This is a genomic window from Sphaerotilus uruguayifluvii, assembly GCF_013294065.1.
Lineage (GTDB): Bacteria > Pseudomonadota > Gammaproteobacteria > Burkholderiales > Burkholderiaceae_C > Sphaerotilus > Sphaerotilus uruguayifluvii.
The window spans coordinates 96,511-113,047 of record NZ_JABSNM010000004.1; the positions used below are offsets into that span (position 1 = coordinate 96,511).

General features: G+C 72.2%; 11 protein-coding genes. 5 read left to right on the plus strand and 6 right to left on the minus strand.

All coding sequences use genetic code 11. The features are described from left to right. Positions 1-3: 3 nt before the first annotated feature. From minD to HNQ01_RS05965, 3 genes are all read right to left on the minus strand, one after another. The gene (gene minD / locus HNQ01_RS05955; protein ID WP_173804456.1) at positions 4-819 is read right to left on the minus strand and encodes a septum site-determining protein MinD; all 816 of its coding nucleotides are present in this window, start codon (positions 817-819) and stop codon (positions 4-6) included. A gap of 62 nt (positions 820-881) precedes the next feature. After that, on the minus strand, positions 882-1,694 hold the full coding sequence (minC, locus tag HNQ01_RS05960) for a septum site-determining protein MinC (protein ID WP_173804457.1): 813 nt from the start codon (positions 1,692-1,694) through the stop codon (positions 882-884). Between the two features lie 94 nt (positions 1,695-1,788). Continuing rightward, complete coding sequence (locus HNQ01_RS05965) at positions 1,789-3,702, minus strand: ABC transporter ATP-binding protein (protein ID WP_353621640.1); 1,914 nt, start codon at positions 3,700-3,702, stop codon at positions 1,789-1,791. A 119-nt stretch (positions 3,703-3,821) separates the two neighbouring features. Between HNQ01_RS05965 and HNQ01_RS22350 the strand changes: the two genes are divergently transcribed. Then, on the plus strand, positions 3,822-4,919 hold the full coding sequence (locus HNQ01_RS22350; RefSeq protein WP_173804459.1) for a hypothetical protein: 1,098 nt from the start codon (positions 3,822-3,824) through the stop codon (positions 4,917-4,919). Between the two features lie 37 nt (positions 4,920-4,956). Here the strand turns inward: HNQ01_RS22350 and HNQ01_RS05975 are convergent, their stop codons facing one another. Next, positions 4,957-7,374, minus strand: a complete 2,418-nt coding sequence (locus tag HNQ01_RS05975) for a YgiQ family radical SAM protein (RefSeq protein WP_173804460.1) — start codon at positions 7,372-7,374, stop codon at positions 4,957-4,959. A gap of 210 nt (positions 7,375-7,584) precedes the next feature. On the opposite strand from HNQ01_RS05975, the gene HNQ01_RS05980 reads away from it, so the two are divergent. Then, positions 7,585-7,947, plus strand: coding sequence for a carboxymuconolactone decarboxylase family protein (locus HNQ01_RS05980; RefSeq protein WP_173804461.1), 363 nt, complete (start codon positions 7,585-7,587; stop codon positions 7,945-7,947). On the opposite strand, the gene HNQ01_RS05985 is transcribed toward HNQ01_RS05980, so the two are convergent. Both HNQ01_RS05985 and HNQ01_RS22560 read right to left on the minus strand, forming a co-directional pair. Next, the gene (locus HNQ01_RS05985; RefSeq protein WP_173804462.1) at positions 7,930-8,562 is read right to left on the minus strand and encodes a hypothetical protein; all 633 of its coding nucleotides are present in this window, start codon (positions 8,560-8,562) and stop codon (positions 7,930-7,932) included. The two genes, HNQ01_RS05980 and HNQ01_RS05985, sit on opposite strands and share 18 nt — an antisense overlap. Before the next feature lie 249 nt (positions 8,563-8,811). Continuing rightward, a complete protein-coding gene (locus HNQ01_RS22560) occupies positions 8,812-11,169 on the minus strand; it encodes a putative bifunctional diguanylate cyclase/phosphodiesterase (protein ID WP_173804463.1) in 2,358 nt (785 codons plus the stop codon). A gap of 299 nt (positions 11,170-11,468) precedes the next feature. On the opposite strand from HNQ01_RS22560, the gene HNQ01_RS05995 reads away from it, so the two are divergent. The 3 genes from HNQ01_RS05995 to HNQ01_RS06005 are packed head-to-tail and all read left to right on the plus strand — an operon-like array spanning position 11,469 to position 16,521. Continuing rightward, the gene (locus HNQ01_RS05995) at positions 11,469-12,923 is read left to right on the plus strand and encodes a glycosyltransferase family 2 protein (RefSeq protein WP_286180518.1); all 1,455 of its coding nucleotides are present in this window, start codon (positions 11,469-11,471) and stop codon (positions 12,921-12,923) included. Beyond that, complete coding sequence (locus tag HNQ01_RS06000) at positions 12,920-14,527, plus strand: bactofilin family protein (RefSeq protein WP_173804465.1); 1,608 nt, start codon at positions 12,920-12,922, stop codon at positions 14,525-14,527. Before HNQ01_RS05995 ends, HNQ01_RS06000 begins: the two co-directional genes overlap by 4 nt. After that, a complete protein-coding gene (locus HNQ01_RS06005; protein ID WP_173804466.1) occupies positions 14,524-16,521 on the plus strand; it encodes a polysaccharide deacetylase family protein in 1,998 nt (665 codons plus the stop codon). The genes HNQ01_RS06000 and HNQ01_RS06005 overlap by 4 nt, the downstream gene beginning before the upstream one ends. The last annotated feature ends 16 nt before the right edge of the window (positions 16,522-16,537 follow it).

Below are 16,537 nucleotides of genomic sequence, written 5' to 3' on the forward strand. Positions count from 1 at the left end.
GGGTCACCTCGCGCCGAACAGCCGCTTGAAGAAGCCCGGCTTGACCACGTCGATGAAGCGCATCGGCTTGTCCTCGCCGAGGAAGCGCGCCACGACGTCCTTGTAGGCCTCGGAGGCGTCGCTGCCGTTCATGTGGATCACCGGCACGCCCTGGTTGGAGGCCTGCAGCACCACCTCGGACTCCGGCACCACGCCGATCAGCGTGATGCGCAGGATCTCGTTGATGTCGGCCAGCGACAGCATCTCGCCGCCCTGCACCCGGCTCGGGTTGTAGCGGGTGATCAGCAGGTGCTCCTTGACCGGCTCGCGACCCTCGATCGCGCGCAGCGTCTTCGAGCTGAGCATGCCCAGGATGCGGTCCGAGTCGCGCACCGAGGACACCTCGGGATTGGTCACCACCAGGGCCTCGTCGGCGAAGTGCATCGCCATCATCGCGCCGGTCTCGATGCCCGCGGGCGAGTCGCAGACGATGTACTCGAAGCCCTGCTCGGCCAGCTCCTGGAAGACGCGGCCGACGCCCTCCTTGTTGAGGGCCTCCTTGTCGCGGGTCTGCGAGGCCGCCAGCACGTAGAGGTGCTCGCAGTGCTTGTCCTTGATCAGCGCCTGGTGGAGATTGACCTCGCCGTTGATCACGTTGATCAGGTCGTACACGACCCGACGCTCGCAGCCCATGATCAGGTCGAGGTTGCGCAGACCGACGTCGAAGTCGATCACGGCCGTCTTGTGCCCCCGCATCGCCAGCCCCGAGGCGAAGCTCGCGCTGGTCGTGGTCTTGCCGACTCCACCCTTGCCGGAGGTCACTACGATGATCCTGGCCATCCGTCGTGGTCCTTTCTTCGTCTTTGTCTGTTGTCGTTGTCCTGCCTGCAGCCCTGCGGGCTTCAGGCCTTGATGGCCTCGATGACCAGCGTGTCGCCGTCGAGCCGGACCTGTGCGGCCTTGCCGCGCACCTCGACCGGCAGCGGCGGGTCGGTGGTCTGGTAGATGCCGGCCACCGAGATCAGCTCCGGCTCCATGCAGGTCGAGAAGATGCGCGCGCTGATGTCGCCGGTCGCGCCGGCGATGGCCTTGCCGCGCAGCGGCGCATACACATGGATGCTGCCGTCGGCGATCACCTCGGCGCCGTGGCTGACCAGCGCCAGCACCACCAGGTCGGCGTTCTTCGCGTAGACCTGCTGGCCCGAGCGCAGCGGCCGGTCGACCACCAGCATCGCCGTCACCGACGGCAGCGCCCCCTCGTCCTCGCCGGCACCGTCGTCGCCCGAGACAGCGACCGGCTCCGGCGGCAGCTCGGGCTCGGGTTCAGGCGCCGGTTCGGGCTCGGGCGCCGGCGGCTCGACCCGGACATGCGGCAGGTCGGCCGGAGCGGCCGGCGCCTCGCACAGGCCGGCGGCCAGCGCCGCCTCGATCTGCTCGGGCGAGCCCGAGCGCACCGCCACCGGCACCATGCTGTAGCGCCGCAGCAGCTCGGCCAGGCCGGCGAAGTCGAGCGGCTCGGCCTGCTCGCGCACATGCGTCAGGTCGATGACGACCGGATCGCGGTTGAAGAAGTCGGCCGAAGGCGCGATGCGTGCCTCGAACTGCGCCTCCAGCTCTTCCAGCCGGGTGGTGCGCAGCACCAGCGCGACCAGCGCCAGCGAGGCGCTCTTCAGGTCGAACTGGGTCGAGGGAGTTGCCGGGGATCGTGCGGCCATTGGAGAGCGAGGCGGCGGTACCGTTCGGTTAGTGATTTATGAAGAATCCTGCGGGAAAGAGTGTACCCACGGGCCATGCGTCCGACCGACCGCGTTAGCCAGAACTTGAGGCCGAATTACCGGATAAATCCGGTTGTTCGATACATCCAGTTTCATCCTCGCCGATAAATCCACCGCTCTGGCGTGCCCAGAGCCGCGCATACAGCCCGCCCTGCGCCAGCAGCGTGGCGTGGTCGCCCTGCTCGACGATGCGGCCGCGGTCGAGCACGACCAGCCGGTCCATCGCCGCGATGGTCGATAGCCGGTGCGCGATCGCCACCACCGTCTTGCCCTGCATCAGCGTATCCAGGCTGGCCTGGATCGCCGCCTCGACCTCGGAGTCGAGCGCGCTGGTGGCCTCGTCGAGCAGCAGGATCGGCGCGTCCTTCAGGATCACCCGCGCGATGGCGATGCGCTGGCGCTGCCCGCCCGAGAGCTTGACGCCGCGCTCGCCGACCTGCGCGTCGTAGCCGCTGCGCCCGGACGGGTCGGAGAGCTGGCGGATGAAGCCGTCGGCCTCGGCGCGGCACGCGGCCTCGATCATCTCGGCGTCGCCCGCGTCCGGGCGGCCGTACAGGATGTTGTCGCGCACCGAGCGGTGCAGCAGCGAGGTGTCCTGCGTGACCATGCCGATCTGCGCGCGCAGGCTGTCCTGCGTGACCGCGGCGATGTCCTGGCCGTCGACCAGGATGCGCCCGCCGTGCAGGTCGTGGAAGCGCAGCAGCAGGCTGGTCAGCGTCGACTTGCCCGCGCCGGAGCGCCCGACCAGGCCGATGCGCTCGCCCGGACGGATGTGCAGGTCCATGTCGCGGATCAGCGGCTCGCCCTGCCCCGGCTCGCCGTAGCCGAAGCTGACGCGCTCGAAGCGGATCTCGCCGCGCGGCACCGCCAGCGTGGCCGCGTCCGGACGGTCGACCACCCGGCGCGGCTGCGACAGCGTCGCCAGGCCGTCCTGCACCGTGCCGATGTGCTCGAACAGGCCGGTCATCTCCCACATCACCCAGTGCGACATGCCGTTCAGGCGCAGCGCCATCGCGGTGGCCGCCGCCACCGCGCCGATGCCGACCTGGCCCTGGCTCCACAGCCACAGCGTCATGCCGGCGGTGGCGGCGATCAGGCCCATGCTCAGCAGGTGGTTGACGATCTCGAACAGGCTGACCAGGCGCATCTGCCGGTGCACCGTGACCAGGAAGTCGCCCATCGCGCCGCGGGCGAAGTCGGCCTCGCGCCGCGCGTGCGAGAACAGCTTGACGGTGGCGATGTTGGTGTAGGCGTCGCTGACCCGGCCGGTCATCAGCGAGCGTGCGTCCGCCTGCGCGCGCCCGACCCGCGCCAGCCGCGGCACGAACCAGGCCACCGAGCTCGCATACAGCAGCAGCCAGGCGACGAAGGGCAGCAGCAGCCAGCGGTCCAGCCCGCCGGCCAGCAGCGTCATCGTCACGAAGTAGATCGTCACGAAGACCAGGATGTCGGTCAGGATGAAGGTGGTGTCGCGCACCGCCAGCGCGGTCTGCATCACCTTGGCGGCGACGCGGCCGGCGAACTCGTCCTGATAGAAGGCCAGACTCTGGCCGAGCATCAGCCGGTGGAAGTTCCAGCGCAGCCGCATCGGGAAGCTGCCGGCCAGCGACTGGTGCTTGAGCATCGTCTGCAGCGCCACCAGCGCCACGCTGCCCAGCACGACCGCCAGCAGCAGCATCAGCTCGGCGCGGTGGGTGGACCACAGCCGCGCCGGATCGGCCCGCCCGAGCGTGTCGACCAGGCCGCCGAGCGCCCCGAACATCCAGGCCTCGAAGGCGCCGATCAGCGCGGTGCACAGCGCCATCGCCAGGATGTGGCCGCGCATGCCGGCGCTGCTGTCCCAGACGAAGCGCCACAGCCGGGGCCGCGGCGGAGCGATCTCCTCGGCAGGAAACGGGTCGACCAGCCGCTCGAAGGCCTGGAAGACGGCCCGAAAAACGAAAAACACGTCTTGGTTCTCTCTGATACGCGCCAGTGGCGGATTGTGCGACCGGGAAACGGTCCTTACCGGCCCCGACGCCATGAACACAGACACTTGCGGCGGGTGCCGGAACAATGATTTCCATGATGAAGAACACCGCCCCCACCTCCGTCGCCCCGACCGATGCCCCGATCGCCGTCGGCCCTGTCGAAGCCCTGACGCACACCGCCTCGCAGCGGCGCCAGCTGCTGGTGGCGCTGGCCGCGCTGGGCAGCGCGCCCGGCCTGTGGCCGGCCCGCGCCGAGGCGCAGACCACCGTCACGCCGGTCTACGGCAACCTGCGCGGCGCCACGCTCGGCAACAACGCCTCGCTGAACGGCGCGATCGCCTTTCCGGCCGGACATGCGCTCAACACCGCGATCACCAGCGCCAGCATCGACCCGAACTCGGCGGCGATCATCGCCAGCATCGGCAGCACCGCCAGCCTGCGCCCGGACTTCGGCGCGGGGCTCTGGGACGGCGGCCCGATCGGCATTCCCTACGTGGTGGTCTCGGGCAGCCAGGCCAGGGTGACGATCCGCTTCACCTCGACGCCCGAGGAAAGCGAGCCGGGCCCCTACCCCGTGCCGCGCACCGCGCCGATCGAGGGCGGCTCGGCCAGCGACGGCGACCGCCATGTCATCGTCGTCGACCGCGACAACAACCGCCTGTACGAGCTCTACCGCGCCTTTCCCAATGCCGACGGCAGCTGGTCGGCCGACTGCGGCGCGGTCTTCAGCCTCGACAGCCTGACGATCCGCCCGGCCGCCAAGGCCGGCTGGACCAGCGCCTGCGCCGCCGGCCTGCCGATCCTGCCGGGCCTGGTGCGCTACGACGAGGCCAGCCGCGGCGCCGGCGGCATCCGCCACGCTCTGCGCTTCACCGTGCCGAAGACCCGCAAGGCCTATGTGCCGCCGGCGACGCACTGGGCCTCCAGCAGCACCAGCACCGCGCTGCCGCCGATGGGCGCGCGGCTGCGCCTGAAGTCGACCTTCGTGATCCCGACCACCTTCAGCAACGAGGCCAAGGCCATCCTGACCGCGCTGAAGACCTACGGCATGCTCGTCGCCGACCACGGCAGCGCCTTCTACCTGAGCGGCGCGCCCGACGAGCGCTGGAACAACAGCCGCCTCGTCACCGAGCTGAAGACGGTCAAGGGCAGCCACTTCGACGTGGTGACGATGACCGGACTGGTCAAGGGCTGAACGTCGCGGACCGGGCGGCCGGCAAGGCCCGGCGATCTCAGCGCGGCCGGCGCTTGGCCGCGCCGGTGGCACGCGGCGGCAGGCCGGTGTGCTGGGTCAGGATCGTGCCGGGCTTCGGCGCGGCCTTGGCCGCCTTGACCGCCTTGGCCGCGGGCGCAGCCTGTCCCCGGCTGCCCGGCACGAGGATCTTCGGCCCCGACGGCGCGGCGCCGCTCTTCGCGCCCGCCTTGGCCACCGGCCGGTTCGGCGCCGCCTTGACGCCGACCGGTGTCGAGTTCTTGCGCCGCGCGCTCTGGTAGCTGCCGTCGGTGGCGGGCTGGAAGGTCGGGATCAGGTGATGCTTGCCGTTGCCGATCAGGTCGGCGCGGCCCATCTCCTTCAGCGCCTCGCGCAGCAGCGGCCAGTTGTTCGGGTCGTGGTAGCGCAGGAAGGCCTTGTGCAGCCGGCGACGGCGCTCGCCGCGCACGATGTCGACATTCTCGGCGCGCGCGGCGTCGCGGCTGATGCCCTTGAGCGGGTTCAGGCCGGAGTGGTACATCGCCGTCGCGGTGGCCATCGGGCTCGGGTAGAAGGTCTGCACCTGGTCGGCGCGGAAGCCGTTCTCCTTCAGCCACAGCGCGAGGTTCATCATGTCCTCGTCGCGGGTGCCGGGGTGGGCGGCGATGAAGTACGGGATCAGGAACTGCTTCTTGCCCGCCTCCTCGCTGAACTTCTCGAACAGCGCCTTGAAGCGGTCGTAGGTGCCGATGCCCGGCTTCATCATCTTCGACAGCGGCCCGCTCTCGGTGTGCTCGGGCGCGATCTTCAGGTAGCCGCCGACGTGGTGCGTCACCAGCTCGCGGATGTACTCGGGCGACTTCACCGCCAGGTCGTAGCGCAGCCCCGAGCCGATCAGGATCTTCTTGATGCCCTTGAGGTTGCGCGCGCGCTTGTAGATGCGGATCAGCGGCGCGTGGTCGGTGCGCAGGTTGGTGCAGATGTCCGGGTAGACGCAGGACGGCTTGCGGCACGCCGCCTCGATCTGCGGCGACCAGCAGCCCAGCCGGTACATGTTGGCCGTCGGGCCGCCGAGGTCGGACACCACGCCGGTGAAGCCCTTGACCTTGTCGCGGATCTCCTCGACCTCGCGGATGATCGAGTCCTCCGAGCGGCTCTGGATGATGCGGCCCTCGTGCTCGGTGATCGAGCAGAAGGTGCAGCCGCCGAAGCAGCCGCGCATGATGTTGACCGAGAAGCGGATCATCTCCCAGGCCGGGATCTTGGTCGCGCCGTCATGGCCGCCCGTCTCGTCGGCATAGCTCGGGTGCGGGCTGCGCGCGTAGGGCAGGTCGAAGACCTGGTCCATCTCGGCCATCGTCAGCGGGATCGGCGGCGGGTTGATCCAGACGTCGCGCTCGCCGTGGCGCTGCACCAGCGCGCGGGCATTGCCGGGGTTGGTCTCCAGGTGCAGCACCCGGCTGGCGTGGGCGTAGAGCACCGGGTCGGACTTGACCTGCTCGTAGGACGGCAGCCGGATCACGGTGCGCTCGCGCGGCGGCAGCTGGATGCGGCCCGACAGCGCCCGCGCCGACGGCACGATGCGGATCGGCTGCGCGCCGTCGGCCGCCGGAACCCCGCCGGACTCCTTCGCGCAGGTCGTGCCCTGCTCGGCCGCCTGCTCCTCGGTGGTCTGGTACGGGTTGATGAAGGCGTCGATGCGGCCCGGGCGGTCGACCTCGGTCGAGTCCAGCTCGAACCAGCCGGCGGCACTGGGGTCGTCGGTGCGGCGCAGGAAGGCGGTGCCGCGCACGTCGGTGATGCGCTCGACCGGCTCGCGCGCGGCCAGGCGGTGCGCGATCTCGACGATGGCGCGCTCGGCGTTGCCGTAGAGCAGCAGGTCGGCCTTGGCGTCGACCAGGATCGAGCGGCGCACCTTGTCCTGCCAGTAGTCGTAGTGCGCGATGCGGCGCAAGGACGCCTCGATGCCGCCGGCGATCACCGGCACGTCCTTGAAGGCCTCGCGGCAGCGCTGGGTGTAGACCAGCGTGGCGCGGTCCGGGCGCTTGCCCGCCACGCCGCCGGGCGTGTAGGCGTCGTCCGAGCGGATCTTCCGGTCGGCGGTGTAGTGGTTGATCATCGAATCCATGTTCCCGGCGGCGACGCCGAAGAACAGGTTCGGGCGGCCCAGCGCCCGGAAGGGCTCGGCCGAGTTCCAGTCGGGCTGCGCGATGATGCCGACGCGGAATCCCTGGGCCTCGAGCGTGCGGCCGATCACCGCCATGCCGAAGCTCGGATGGTCGACATAGGCATCGCCCGTCACGATGATGACGTCGCAGGAATCCCAGCCGAGCTGGTCCATCTCGGCGCGGCTCATCGGCAGGAAGGGCGCGGTGCCGAAGCGTTTCGGCCAGTACGGACGGTACTGGTTCAGCAGCTTCGGGGGGCTGGGCGGCGCGGTCAGGGTGGAGGCGGTCACGGGTCGGGCCCTCTCGGCGGATCTGGCGGGGCGAAGGGGAAACCCTCCATTGTCGCCGCAGTCCGGCCCGCACCGCCAGCCGCATCGCCGAAGGCCACAGGCGGCGACGGATTCGACCGCCTTGACCGTCATCAAGGCCGGTCAACGCCCTCCACATACCATGACAGGTATATCAACCCCAGAAACCGCCGCGCCGGTTCCCCGCCCGCCATGTCCGAGACCCACTATCCCGACCTCACCCGCGACATCAGCCGCCAGCTCGCCGGCTTCCGCCAGAACCAGAAGGGCACGATGCAGGGCTTCGGCGCGATGGCCGCGGCCTCGATGGCCGACGGCGCGCTGTCGGAGAAGCACAAGGAGCTGATCGCCACCGCGATCGCGGTCAGCCAGCGCTGCGCCGGCTGCATCGGCTTCCACGTCAAGGCGCTGATCCGCCTGGGCACCACGCGCGCCGAGTTCGAGGAAATGCTCGGCGTGGCGGTCTACATGGGCGGCGGGCCGTCGCTGATGTACTGCGCCGAGGCGCTGCAGGCCTGGGAGCAGTTCGCGCCGACCTCAGTCGCCAGCGCCTGAGGCGGCACGCCGGCGCGCGCCGGCGGCCAGCGCCAGCACGCCGGCGCCCAGCATCGCCGCCGGCGCCGGCTCGGGCACCGGTGCGGCCGGCACGTCGATCGTCAGCACCTGGGTGCGCTCCCAGGACCATTGCGCCAGCGCGACCCGGCCGCGCAGCCCGTCGCTGAACATCACCTCGACATAGGCATGCGCCAGCGAGCCGCCCCCGCTGTCGATCGACTGGTTGTCGATCGACAGCGGCGCGGTGGTCTCGACGCGGTCCAGGTCCAGCCCGCCGAAGCGCAGCATCCGGCCCGGATCCAGGTTCAGGCCGCCCCAGTAGGCGGTCGAGTAGTGCGTGTCGGAGCCGGCCAGTGGATCCAGCGCCTGGCTGCCGCTCTCGTAGCGCTCCCACACCGCGCTGCCGGCCTGCGGCGCGCCCATCGAATACCAGAATCCGGTCAGCGCGATGCCGTCGGAGGACTGGTTCAGCACCTGTCCGGCCTGCAGGTACCAGTTGCCGTCGAGCGTGATCGTCGCGGCATGGCGGGTCTGCGCGAGGGCCGGCAGCGCCAGGGCCGAGGCCAGCAGCATCGCCGCCAGCGCCATCTTCTTGCTTGTCTTCGTGCTCGTCATGATCGGTCCTCAGGTCGTTGCGCAGGCACCTGCAGGCTCATCGGAGGAGCTCTCGATCGGGGCAGGTGCCGTGTTCCCCTGGGATGAACCGTACCGGCAAAATTGGCGTGGATTCTTTCCGATCACCCCTTGAATGAGGGGGTTGCAGTGCACGCGGTCCCGCCTGATCAGGAAAAATGCACGGCCGTCACCCCTCGTTTCAGGGAATGACGATCTGTCGCAACTCCGACGTGTCCATGACACGTCCGCTCAGGAGCGGCCGCGGTGCCCGAAGGCATCGTCGAGCAGGCGATGGAGGAAGTCGTCGGCCGGCAGCGGGCGCCCGAGCAGGAAGCCCTGCACCACCTCGCAGCCCTGCTCGACCAGGAAGTCGAGCTGCTCGATGCGCTCGACGCCCTCGGCGACGACGCCGACCTCCAGCCCCCGCGCCATCGACACCATCGCGGCGACCAGCCGCGCGCCGCCGGCATCGGCCGGCACGCCGCGCAGGAAGCCGCGATCGATCTTGAAGCGCCGCACCGGCAGGTCGCGCAGATAGGCCAGGCTGGAATGCCCGACGCCGAAGTCGTCGATCGCGACGCCGACGCCCAGCGCATGCAGCCGCTCGAGCAGCCCGCGGGCCTGGTCGACGTCGCGCACCGCGATGCCCTCGGTGATCTCGAGCTCGAGGCGCCGCGGCGCCAGGCCATGGCGCCGCAGCGCCTCGGCCACCTCGCCGGGCAGGTGGTCGTCGATCATCTGCCGGGCCGAGACATTGACCGCGACGTCGATCTCGCGCCCGGCCAGCGCCGACCACTGCTGCGCCTGGCGGCAGGCCTCGTCGAGCACCCAGCGACCGATCGGCACGATCAGGCCGGACGCCTCGGCCAGCGGGATGAAGCGGTCCGGGCGCACCATGCCGTGCACCGGATGGCGCCAGCGCAGCAGCGCCTCGGCGCCGACCACGCTCAGCGTGCGCGCGTCGAACTGGGGCTGGAAATGCAGCTCGAGCTCGCCGCGGGCCAGCGCATGGTGCAGATCGGCCTCGAGCTGCAGCAGGTCCGCATCCTCGGCCGAGGGGGCGGCGGTGCGGTGCATGCGGTGCTGGGCGCCGCCGTCGCGCTTGGCCTGGTGCAGCGCCGCGTCGGCGCGGGTCATCAGCGCCGGATCGTCGAGCGCGGCCGCCGGCGCGCCGCTGGCGATGCAGGCGATGCCGATGCTGGCGCCGGGCCGCAGCGCATGCCCGTCGACCTGCAGCGGCTGCGACAGCGCGTGCAGCAGCTGCTGCGCCAGCGCCTCGACGCTGGCCTCGTCGGGCAGGCCCTCCAGCAGCAGCGCGAACTCGTCGCCGCCGAGCCGGGCGATCAGCGCGCGCCCCCCGCCCTGCTCGCGCAGGCGCTCGCCGACCTGCAGCAGCACCTGGTCGCCCGCCTCCAGCCCGAGCGTGGCATTGATGGTCTGGAAGCGGTCCAGGTCGAGCAGCAGCAGCGCCAGCAGGCCGGACTGCTCGTCCGGGCCGGCCCAGCAGCCCAGCCGCTCGGCCAGATGCTCCTGGAAGGCCTCGCGGTTGGGCAGGCCGGTCAGCGCGTCGTGGCGGGCGATGCGCTGCATCGTCGCGGCGGCATGCTGGCCGATCTCGCCGAGCCGGCGACATTCGGCCTCGCTGCGGTCGGCACGCTGCTGCAGCCGCTGGACCAGGCGCGCGGCCACCAGCGTCAGCAGCAGGCCGGCCAGCCCGGCCAGCAGCGGCGCCCCGGCCAGGCCGGCCGGCGCCAGACCGCGCTCCAGGCCCAGCCGCCAGCGCCGCTGTCCGACCTCGATCATCTTCTCTCCGAGCAGCCGCCGCGCCCCGACGGCCTCGCCGGCCTGCGCGAGGCGCTGCGGCGCCTGCGGCGGCGTGCCCGCCGGTCCGAGATCGTCCAGGCGCAGCAGGTCGGCGCCGGCCGGCGACGGCAGCGGCCGAAAGCCCAGCAGCCGCTGCGCATCGGCCACGACATGGACGCGCCCGACATGCAGGCGCCGGCGCAGCTCGGGCGTGCCCGGATCGCCCTCGCCGCCGCCGTAGACCGGCGCCTCGACATGCAGCAGCACCCGACCGTCCGGCCGCGCCGCCGGCGGCTCCAGCCGCACCAGGTCGAGGTCGCGCGCGACCTGCCGCGCCGGGGCCTCGGTCGCCTCGTCGGGGGTGCCGGGCAGCGCCTGCAGCCCGGCCGGACGCTCGTGCAGCGCCGGCCCGTAGCGCAGGCCCGGCCGGCCGGGATCGACCGGCAGGACCGGCTCGTAGCGCACCGCCAGCACCTCGGGCATCGTCGCCTGGATGCGCAGGATGTCGAAATGGGCGGCGAACTCGCGGCCGGAGACCTCCTGGCTGGCCAGGTAGAGGCCCTGGAAGCTGCTCGCGACCATCATCAGGCGCTCGGCATCACGCAGCAGGCGCTCGTGGTGCACCCGCAGATCGGCCTCCAGATGACGCTCGTCGGCCGCCTGGCGCGCCCGTGCCAGCGTCCACCACGCCCCCAGCGACAGCGCCGCGCCGCACAGCAGCACCAGCAGCGGCATCACCCCTGCGCCGGACAGGCGCGACAGCGGGAGGACGGACGGGACATCGGACGGCAGAGGGCGACTCACCGCTGGATTGTCGGCCGGCCTCGCCCGAACTGAAACCGCAGCGCACCAGAGGCCCTGCGCCCGCCCCGGCTCCCCCTGACCCCAGGCTCAAGACCCCACGCCGATCCGGCGATATGGACGGCATTGCCCCCCTGTCTTTCAGCTTCGGTCGCCTGCGGAGCCTTAACAGCCGGAGAGTGATAACAAACTGATACTCTTTTGAGCTTATTCTTACAAACAGAAACCTTCGCACGGCCCCGCCGGGCGACGCCACCCGACCTCCGATCCGAGCCGGACACACCGGCCCTGCCGTCCCGATGATGACCCACACCCGCGCTCCGGCCCCTCGTGCGTGCCGGCCACGTCGACCTTTCGCCGCCGCCGCCCTGCTGCTGGCCGCGCTTCCGCCCGCCCGGGCCGCCGGGGAAGGCTGGTCGCTGTCGGTCGGCAGCCTGCTCGGCCCGGCCTGGGGCTGGACGCTGCTGGCGCTGATGCTGCTGATCGTCGCGATGATGGCCGTCTACACGGTGCGCCACTACGGCTTCACGCTGAACCGCATGTTCGGCCGCCAGCGCCACCCCTACGCCAGCCTGGTCAGCGCCGACTGGCCGCGGGTGACGATCTTCGTGGCCGCGCACAACGAGGAGGCGGTCATCGAGGACTGCCTGGTCAACCTGATGGGCGTGGACTATCCGGCCGAGCGCATGCTGGTCGTGCCGGTCAACGACCGCTCGAAGGACCGCACCCGCGAGATCATCGACGAGGTCGTCGAGCGCTATCCCGGCCGCATCCGTCCCTTCCACCGCACCGACGGCAAGCCGGGCAAGGCCGCGGCGCTGAAGGACGCCACCGAGACGGTGGACACCGACTTCATCATCGTCTTCGACGCCGACTACCTGCCCTCGCGCGGGCTGATCCGGCGGCTGATGGCGCCCTTCTTCGACCCGGAGGTCGGCGCGGTGATGGGCCGGGTGGTGCCGCAGAACTGCGGCGCCAACCTGCTGACCCGGCTGCTGGACCTGGAGCGCTCCGGCGGCTACCAGGTCGACCAGCAGGCGCGCATGAACCTCGGGCTGGTGCCGCAGTACGGCGGCACGGTGGGCGGCATCCGGCTGGCGGCGCTGCGCTCGGTCGGCGGCTGGCACGACGACGTGCTGGCCGAGGACACCGACCTGACCTACCGGCTGCTGCTGGGCGGCTGGAAGACCATCTACCAGAACCGCGCCGAGTGCTACGAGGAGGTGCCGCAGAACTGGGCGGTGCGCACGCGCCAGATCAAGCGCTGGGCCAAGGGCCACAACCAGGCGATGTGGCGCCACACCGCGGGCTGCCTGGCGCAGACCGACCTGAGCTGGCGCGAGCGCATCGACGGCGCGCTGCTGCTGGGCGTGTACATGATGGCGCCGGTGCTGCTGCTGGGCTGGCTGGTGAGCCTGCTGATGTACTTCACCGTCTCGATCGAGTGGAGCGCGCCGGCGCTGCTGGTGATGGGCTTCATGGCCCAGGGCGCGCTGGGCAACTTCGCCGCCTTCTACGAGATCGCCGCGGCCACGCACATGGACCGCTCGGGCAACCGGGTGCGGCTGCTGGCCTTCAACTGGCTCGGCTTCATCGTCAGCGCGGTGGCGATCTCGCGCGGCGTGCTCGAGCAGGTCGTGCTCGACCGGCTCGGCACGCCGCAGCTGAAATGGGACAAGACGGCGCGCTACCGCGCCGCCTCGCCGCGCGCGGCCGCCGGCGCCGAGACCGCCGGCCCGACAGGAGCTCCGCGATGAAGATCACCCTGCTGCTCGTGGCGCTGACGCTGCTGGTCATCGTCCTGCCGCTGCTGCCGGCGCTGCAGGAATGGCGCCGCCCGAGCGACGTCACGCCGCTGCCGATCGACGAGGCCGACGCGCTCGAGCCCGACTACATGGCCCGGCGCTTCGGCGCACGGCTCGACGACGCGATCGAGCGCGGCCTGATCGAGCTCGGCGGCGTGCCGCTGGTGCACCTGCCCGAGACGGCGGCGCACGCCCCCTGGCCGCTCGACGAGCGCGAGGTGCGCAGCGGCCGCAGCCGGCGCATCTGGCACAGCGACGGCGACTGCCGGCTGCCCGAGCGGCTGCATGGCCTGGCGGAGATCTCCTGCGCCGGCACGATGCAGGCGGCCGCCGGCCACACCTATCGCGCGCTGCGGGCGCACACCGCGCTGCTGCTGCCCGAGCGGGTGCGGGTGCTGCGCTGGGCGCATGGCGGCCGGGTGGTCGTCGGCGACCGCGCGGTGCTGGCCGGGCGCACCAGCGCGACGCAGTCGCTGCTGCTGGGCCGCGAGGTCAGCTTCTCGCTGCTGCACGCGCCGGTGATCCGCTTCGCCGGAGCGGTCGACGCGCGCCAGCCCGCCGACCGCGACGGCCTGCCCGCCGCGCTCGGCCCCGGCGACGGGCTGCGCGCCGGAGCGCCCGGACAGCCCGCGCGCGTCGAGGGCATGCTGGTCGCCGCGGCGCTGCGCCACTGGGACGGCGACATCGACTGCGACGGCCATGTCTCGATCGGCGAGGGCTGCCGCGGCCAGGGCCGGCTGCGCGCCAGCGGCACGATCCAGATCGGCGCCGGCGCGGTGCTGGCCGGCGGCCTGGCCGCGGCCGGCGAGATCTACCTGGCCGCCGGCGCCGAGGTGCAGGGCTCGCTGATCTCCGAGAGCGCGATCGTGCTGGGCGCCGGCAGCGTGGTCGGCCGCCCCGGCATGCACGCGACGGTGCGCGCGCCCCGGGTCGACATCGGCAAGGGCGTGGTGGTGCACGGCACCGTCTGGGCCGGCAGCCAGCGCGTCGGCATCGACACCTCGCCGCCGGGTCCGGTGGTGATCGGCTACGACGAGCCGGTGCGCTGGGACAGCATCGCCCGGCGCGGCCTGGCCACCGGCTCGCTGGCGCTGCCGCCGCGCAGCCACCACGACGGCGACCTGGTCTGCCAGGGCGACCTGGAGATCGGCGCACGCAGCCTCGTTCACGGCAGCCTGAAGGCCTACGGCGACCTGGCGCTCGGCGCCGGCGCGCGCGTCGAGGGCACGCTGGTGGCGCCGGGCGAGATCGTGCTGGGCGCGGGCAGCCATGTCGGCGGCTCGGTGATGTCGGAGACGGCGGTGGTGCTCGGCCCGGGCTGCATCGTCGGTGCGCCCGGGCGGCCGGCCACCGTCTGCGCGCCGCATGTCGAGGTCGCGCTCGGCGTGGTGGTTCACGGCACCGTCTGGGCCGGACGCAGCGGCGACGCGCCGGCGATGCTGCAGGTCGAGACCGAGGGCGCGGCACACGAGCGCACCGCGCTGGACGACGACGGCACGGACACGCTCGACGAGCGCACGCCGCTGGCGCCGCTGCCCGGGAGGGCCTCGGCATGAGCGCGCCCCGACTGAACTGGCGCCAGGCCGCCACCGTGCTGGTGCTGGTCGCGGCGACCGCGGCCGCGGCCTGGTTCCTGCGCGATCCGGCGCCGGGCGGCCCGGCGCTGCCGCGGCTGCTGCTGGTGCTGCCCGATGCCCCGGAGGACGATCCGGCCCCGCAGGCGGTCTGGCAGAACGCGGCCGAGGAGCTCGGCCTGCCGCTCGAGCCGATCCGCGCCTCGGCGCTGATGCGCCAGCGCGACGGCGGCCGCGGCGACGCGCTGATCCTGCCCGACACGCTGCACCGCCGCCTCGGCGACGCGCTGGTGCAGACGCTGCGCGAGCGGGTGCGCGCCGGCGACCGACTGATGCTGGTGCATGACGCGGGCCTGCAGGACGTCGACGGCCGCTACAGCGACGAGCGCTCGCGGCTGTCGGACCTGGCCGGCGTGGACTACGCGCTGTACCGCGAGCTCGGCACCGGCATGCTGCGCGAGGCCGAGGTGCAGGTGCCGCCCCAGCGCATCGGCCTGCTCGGCCTGCCGCCGGGCAAGCTGGTGCGCGGCGCGGGCGACCTGCCCTACAGCCGCCACCGCCCCGATCCCGGCCCCGACGGCGAGCTGCTGCCGGTGCTGGCGGGCTACCGCTACGGGCGCATGCGCTACGCCAGCTTCGTGACCCGCGGTGCCTATGACGGCGCGGTGCTGATGCGCGCGCCCGACGGCAGCCTGGTCGCCGGCGAGCGCCGCGTCGGCGCCGGGCAGGTGCTGTTCGTCAACCTGCCGCTGACCCGGCTCAAGCTGGCCACCGACGGCATGCTGCTCAGCGGCTTCCTGCAGCATTTCGCGCGCGACCTGGCCGGGCTGCCGCAGCTCTCGCCGATGCCCGACGGCATCGGTGCGGTGGTGATGAACTGGCACATCGACGACCGCAAGGCGCTGCCGGCGCTCGAGCGCGCCGCCGAGCTCGGCGCCTTCGAGCGCGGCCTGGGCCCGTTCTCGATCCACCTGACGGTCGGCCCGGACGTCGACCAGCCCGGCGACGGCCGCGGCATGGACCTGGCCGGCAACCCGCAGGCGCAGGACTGGGTGCGGCGCCTGGCCGCGCAGGGCCACGAGATCGGCAGCCACGGCGGCTGGATCCACAACTGGTTCGGCACCCATGTCGGCACGATCGAGCGCGAGGCCGCCGCCGCGATGATCGACCGCAACTCGCTGCTGCTGTCGCAGGTCTCGGGCCGGCCGGTGCGCGAGTACTCCGCGCCGGTGGGCAACCACCCGGCCTGGGTGACGGGCTGGCTGCGCCAGCGCGAGATCCGCTCCTACTACTTCACCGGCGACACCGGCATGGCGCCGACGCGCAGCTTCCAGGACGGCCTGCGCCCGCGGCCCGACATCTGGAGCTATCCGGTGCTGAGCTTCGGCATCCACGCCTCGTTCGAGGAGGCACGCGCCAGCGGCGCGCCCGAGCAGGTCGTCGCCGACTGGCTCGACGAGGTGTCGGACTTCTGCGCCGACCAGGGCACGCTCAGGCTGGTCTATTTCCACCCCTTCGGGCTGGTGATGTACCCGCAGGCCTTCCGCGAATGGCTGGCGCACAGCCGCGCGCTGACCGAGGCCGGCCGGCTGCGCTGGACGACGATGGACCAGTACAGCCGCTTCGCCAACCGCCGGCTGCACACCGTCTGGTCGGTGCGTGCCGAGGGCTCGCAGTGGCTGCTGCAGGCGCGCCACCCCGAATCCCTCGAGGGCATGACCTGGCTGCTGCCGGTGGCGCGCTTCCCGCAGCCGCCGGTGCTGCTCAGCGGCAGCGCGCAGATCGAGCGCCAGGGCGCCGCCTGGCGGGTGCGTGCCGGCCGCGGCATCGCGCTGCAGCTGCGGCTCGCGCCCGAGGCGGTCGTGCCGGCCCTGCCCGCGGATCCGGGGCCCGACGCCACCGCGCCCGCCCCGACACCGACCCTGACACCCTCCTCGGCGCCCTCCCCGGCCTCCGCCGCGAGCACGCCGACCTGACGTCCCCGATCCCACG

Bases quoted from the DNA above. Each gene is read 5' to 3' on its own strand.
- minD (WP_173804456.1), bottom strand. From the start codon at position 819: ATGGCCAGGATCATCGTAGTGACCTCCGGCAAGGGTGGAGTCGGCAAG.
- HNQ01_RS22350 (WP_173804459.1), top strand. From the start codon at position 3,822: ATGAAGAACACCGCCCCCACCTCCGTCGCCCCGACCGATGCCCCGATC.
- minC (WP_173804457.1), bottom strand. From the start codon at position 1,694: ATGGCCGCACGATCCCCGGCAACTCCCTCGACCCAGTTCGACCTGAAG.
- HNQ01_RS05980 (WP_173804461.1), top strand. From the start codon at position 7,585: ATGTCCGAGACCCACTATCCCGACCTCACCCGCGACATCAGCCGCCAG.
- HNQ01_RS06000 (WP_173804465.1), top strand. From the start codon at position 12,920: ATGAAGATCACCCTGCTGCTCGTGGCGCTGACGCTGCTGGTCATCGTC.
- HNQ01_RS05985 (WP_173804462.1), bottom strand. From the start codon at position 8,562: ATGACGAGCACGAAGACAAGCAAGAAGATGGCGCTGGCGGCGATGCTG.
- HNQ01_RS05995 (WP_286180518.1), top strand. From the start codon at position 11,469: ATGACCCACACCCGCGCTCCGGCCCCTCGTGCGTGCCGGCCACGTCGA.
- HNQ01_RS06005 (WP_173804466.1), top strand. From the start codon at position 14,524: ATGAGCGCGCCCCGACTGAACTGGCGCCAGGCCGCCACCGTGCTGGTG.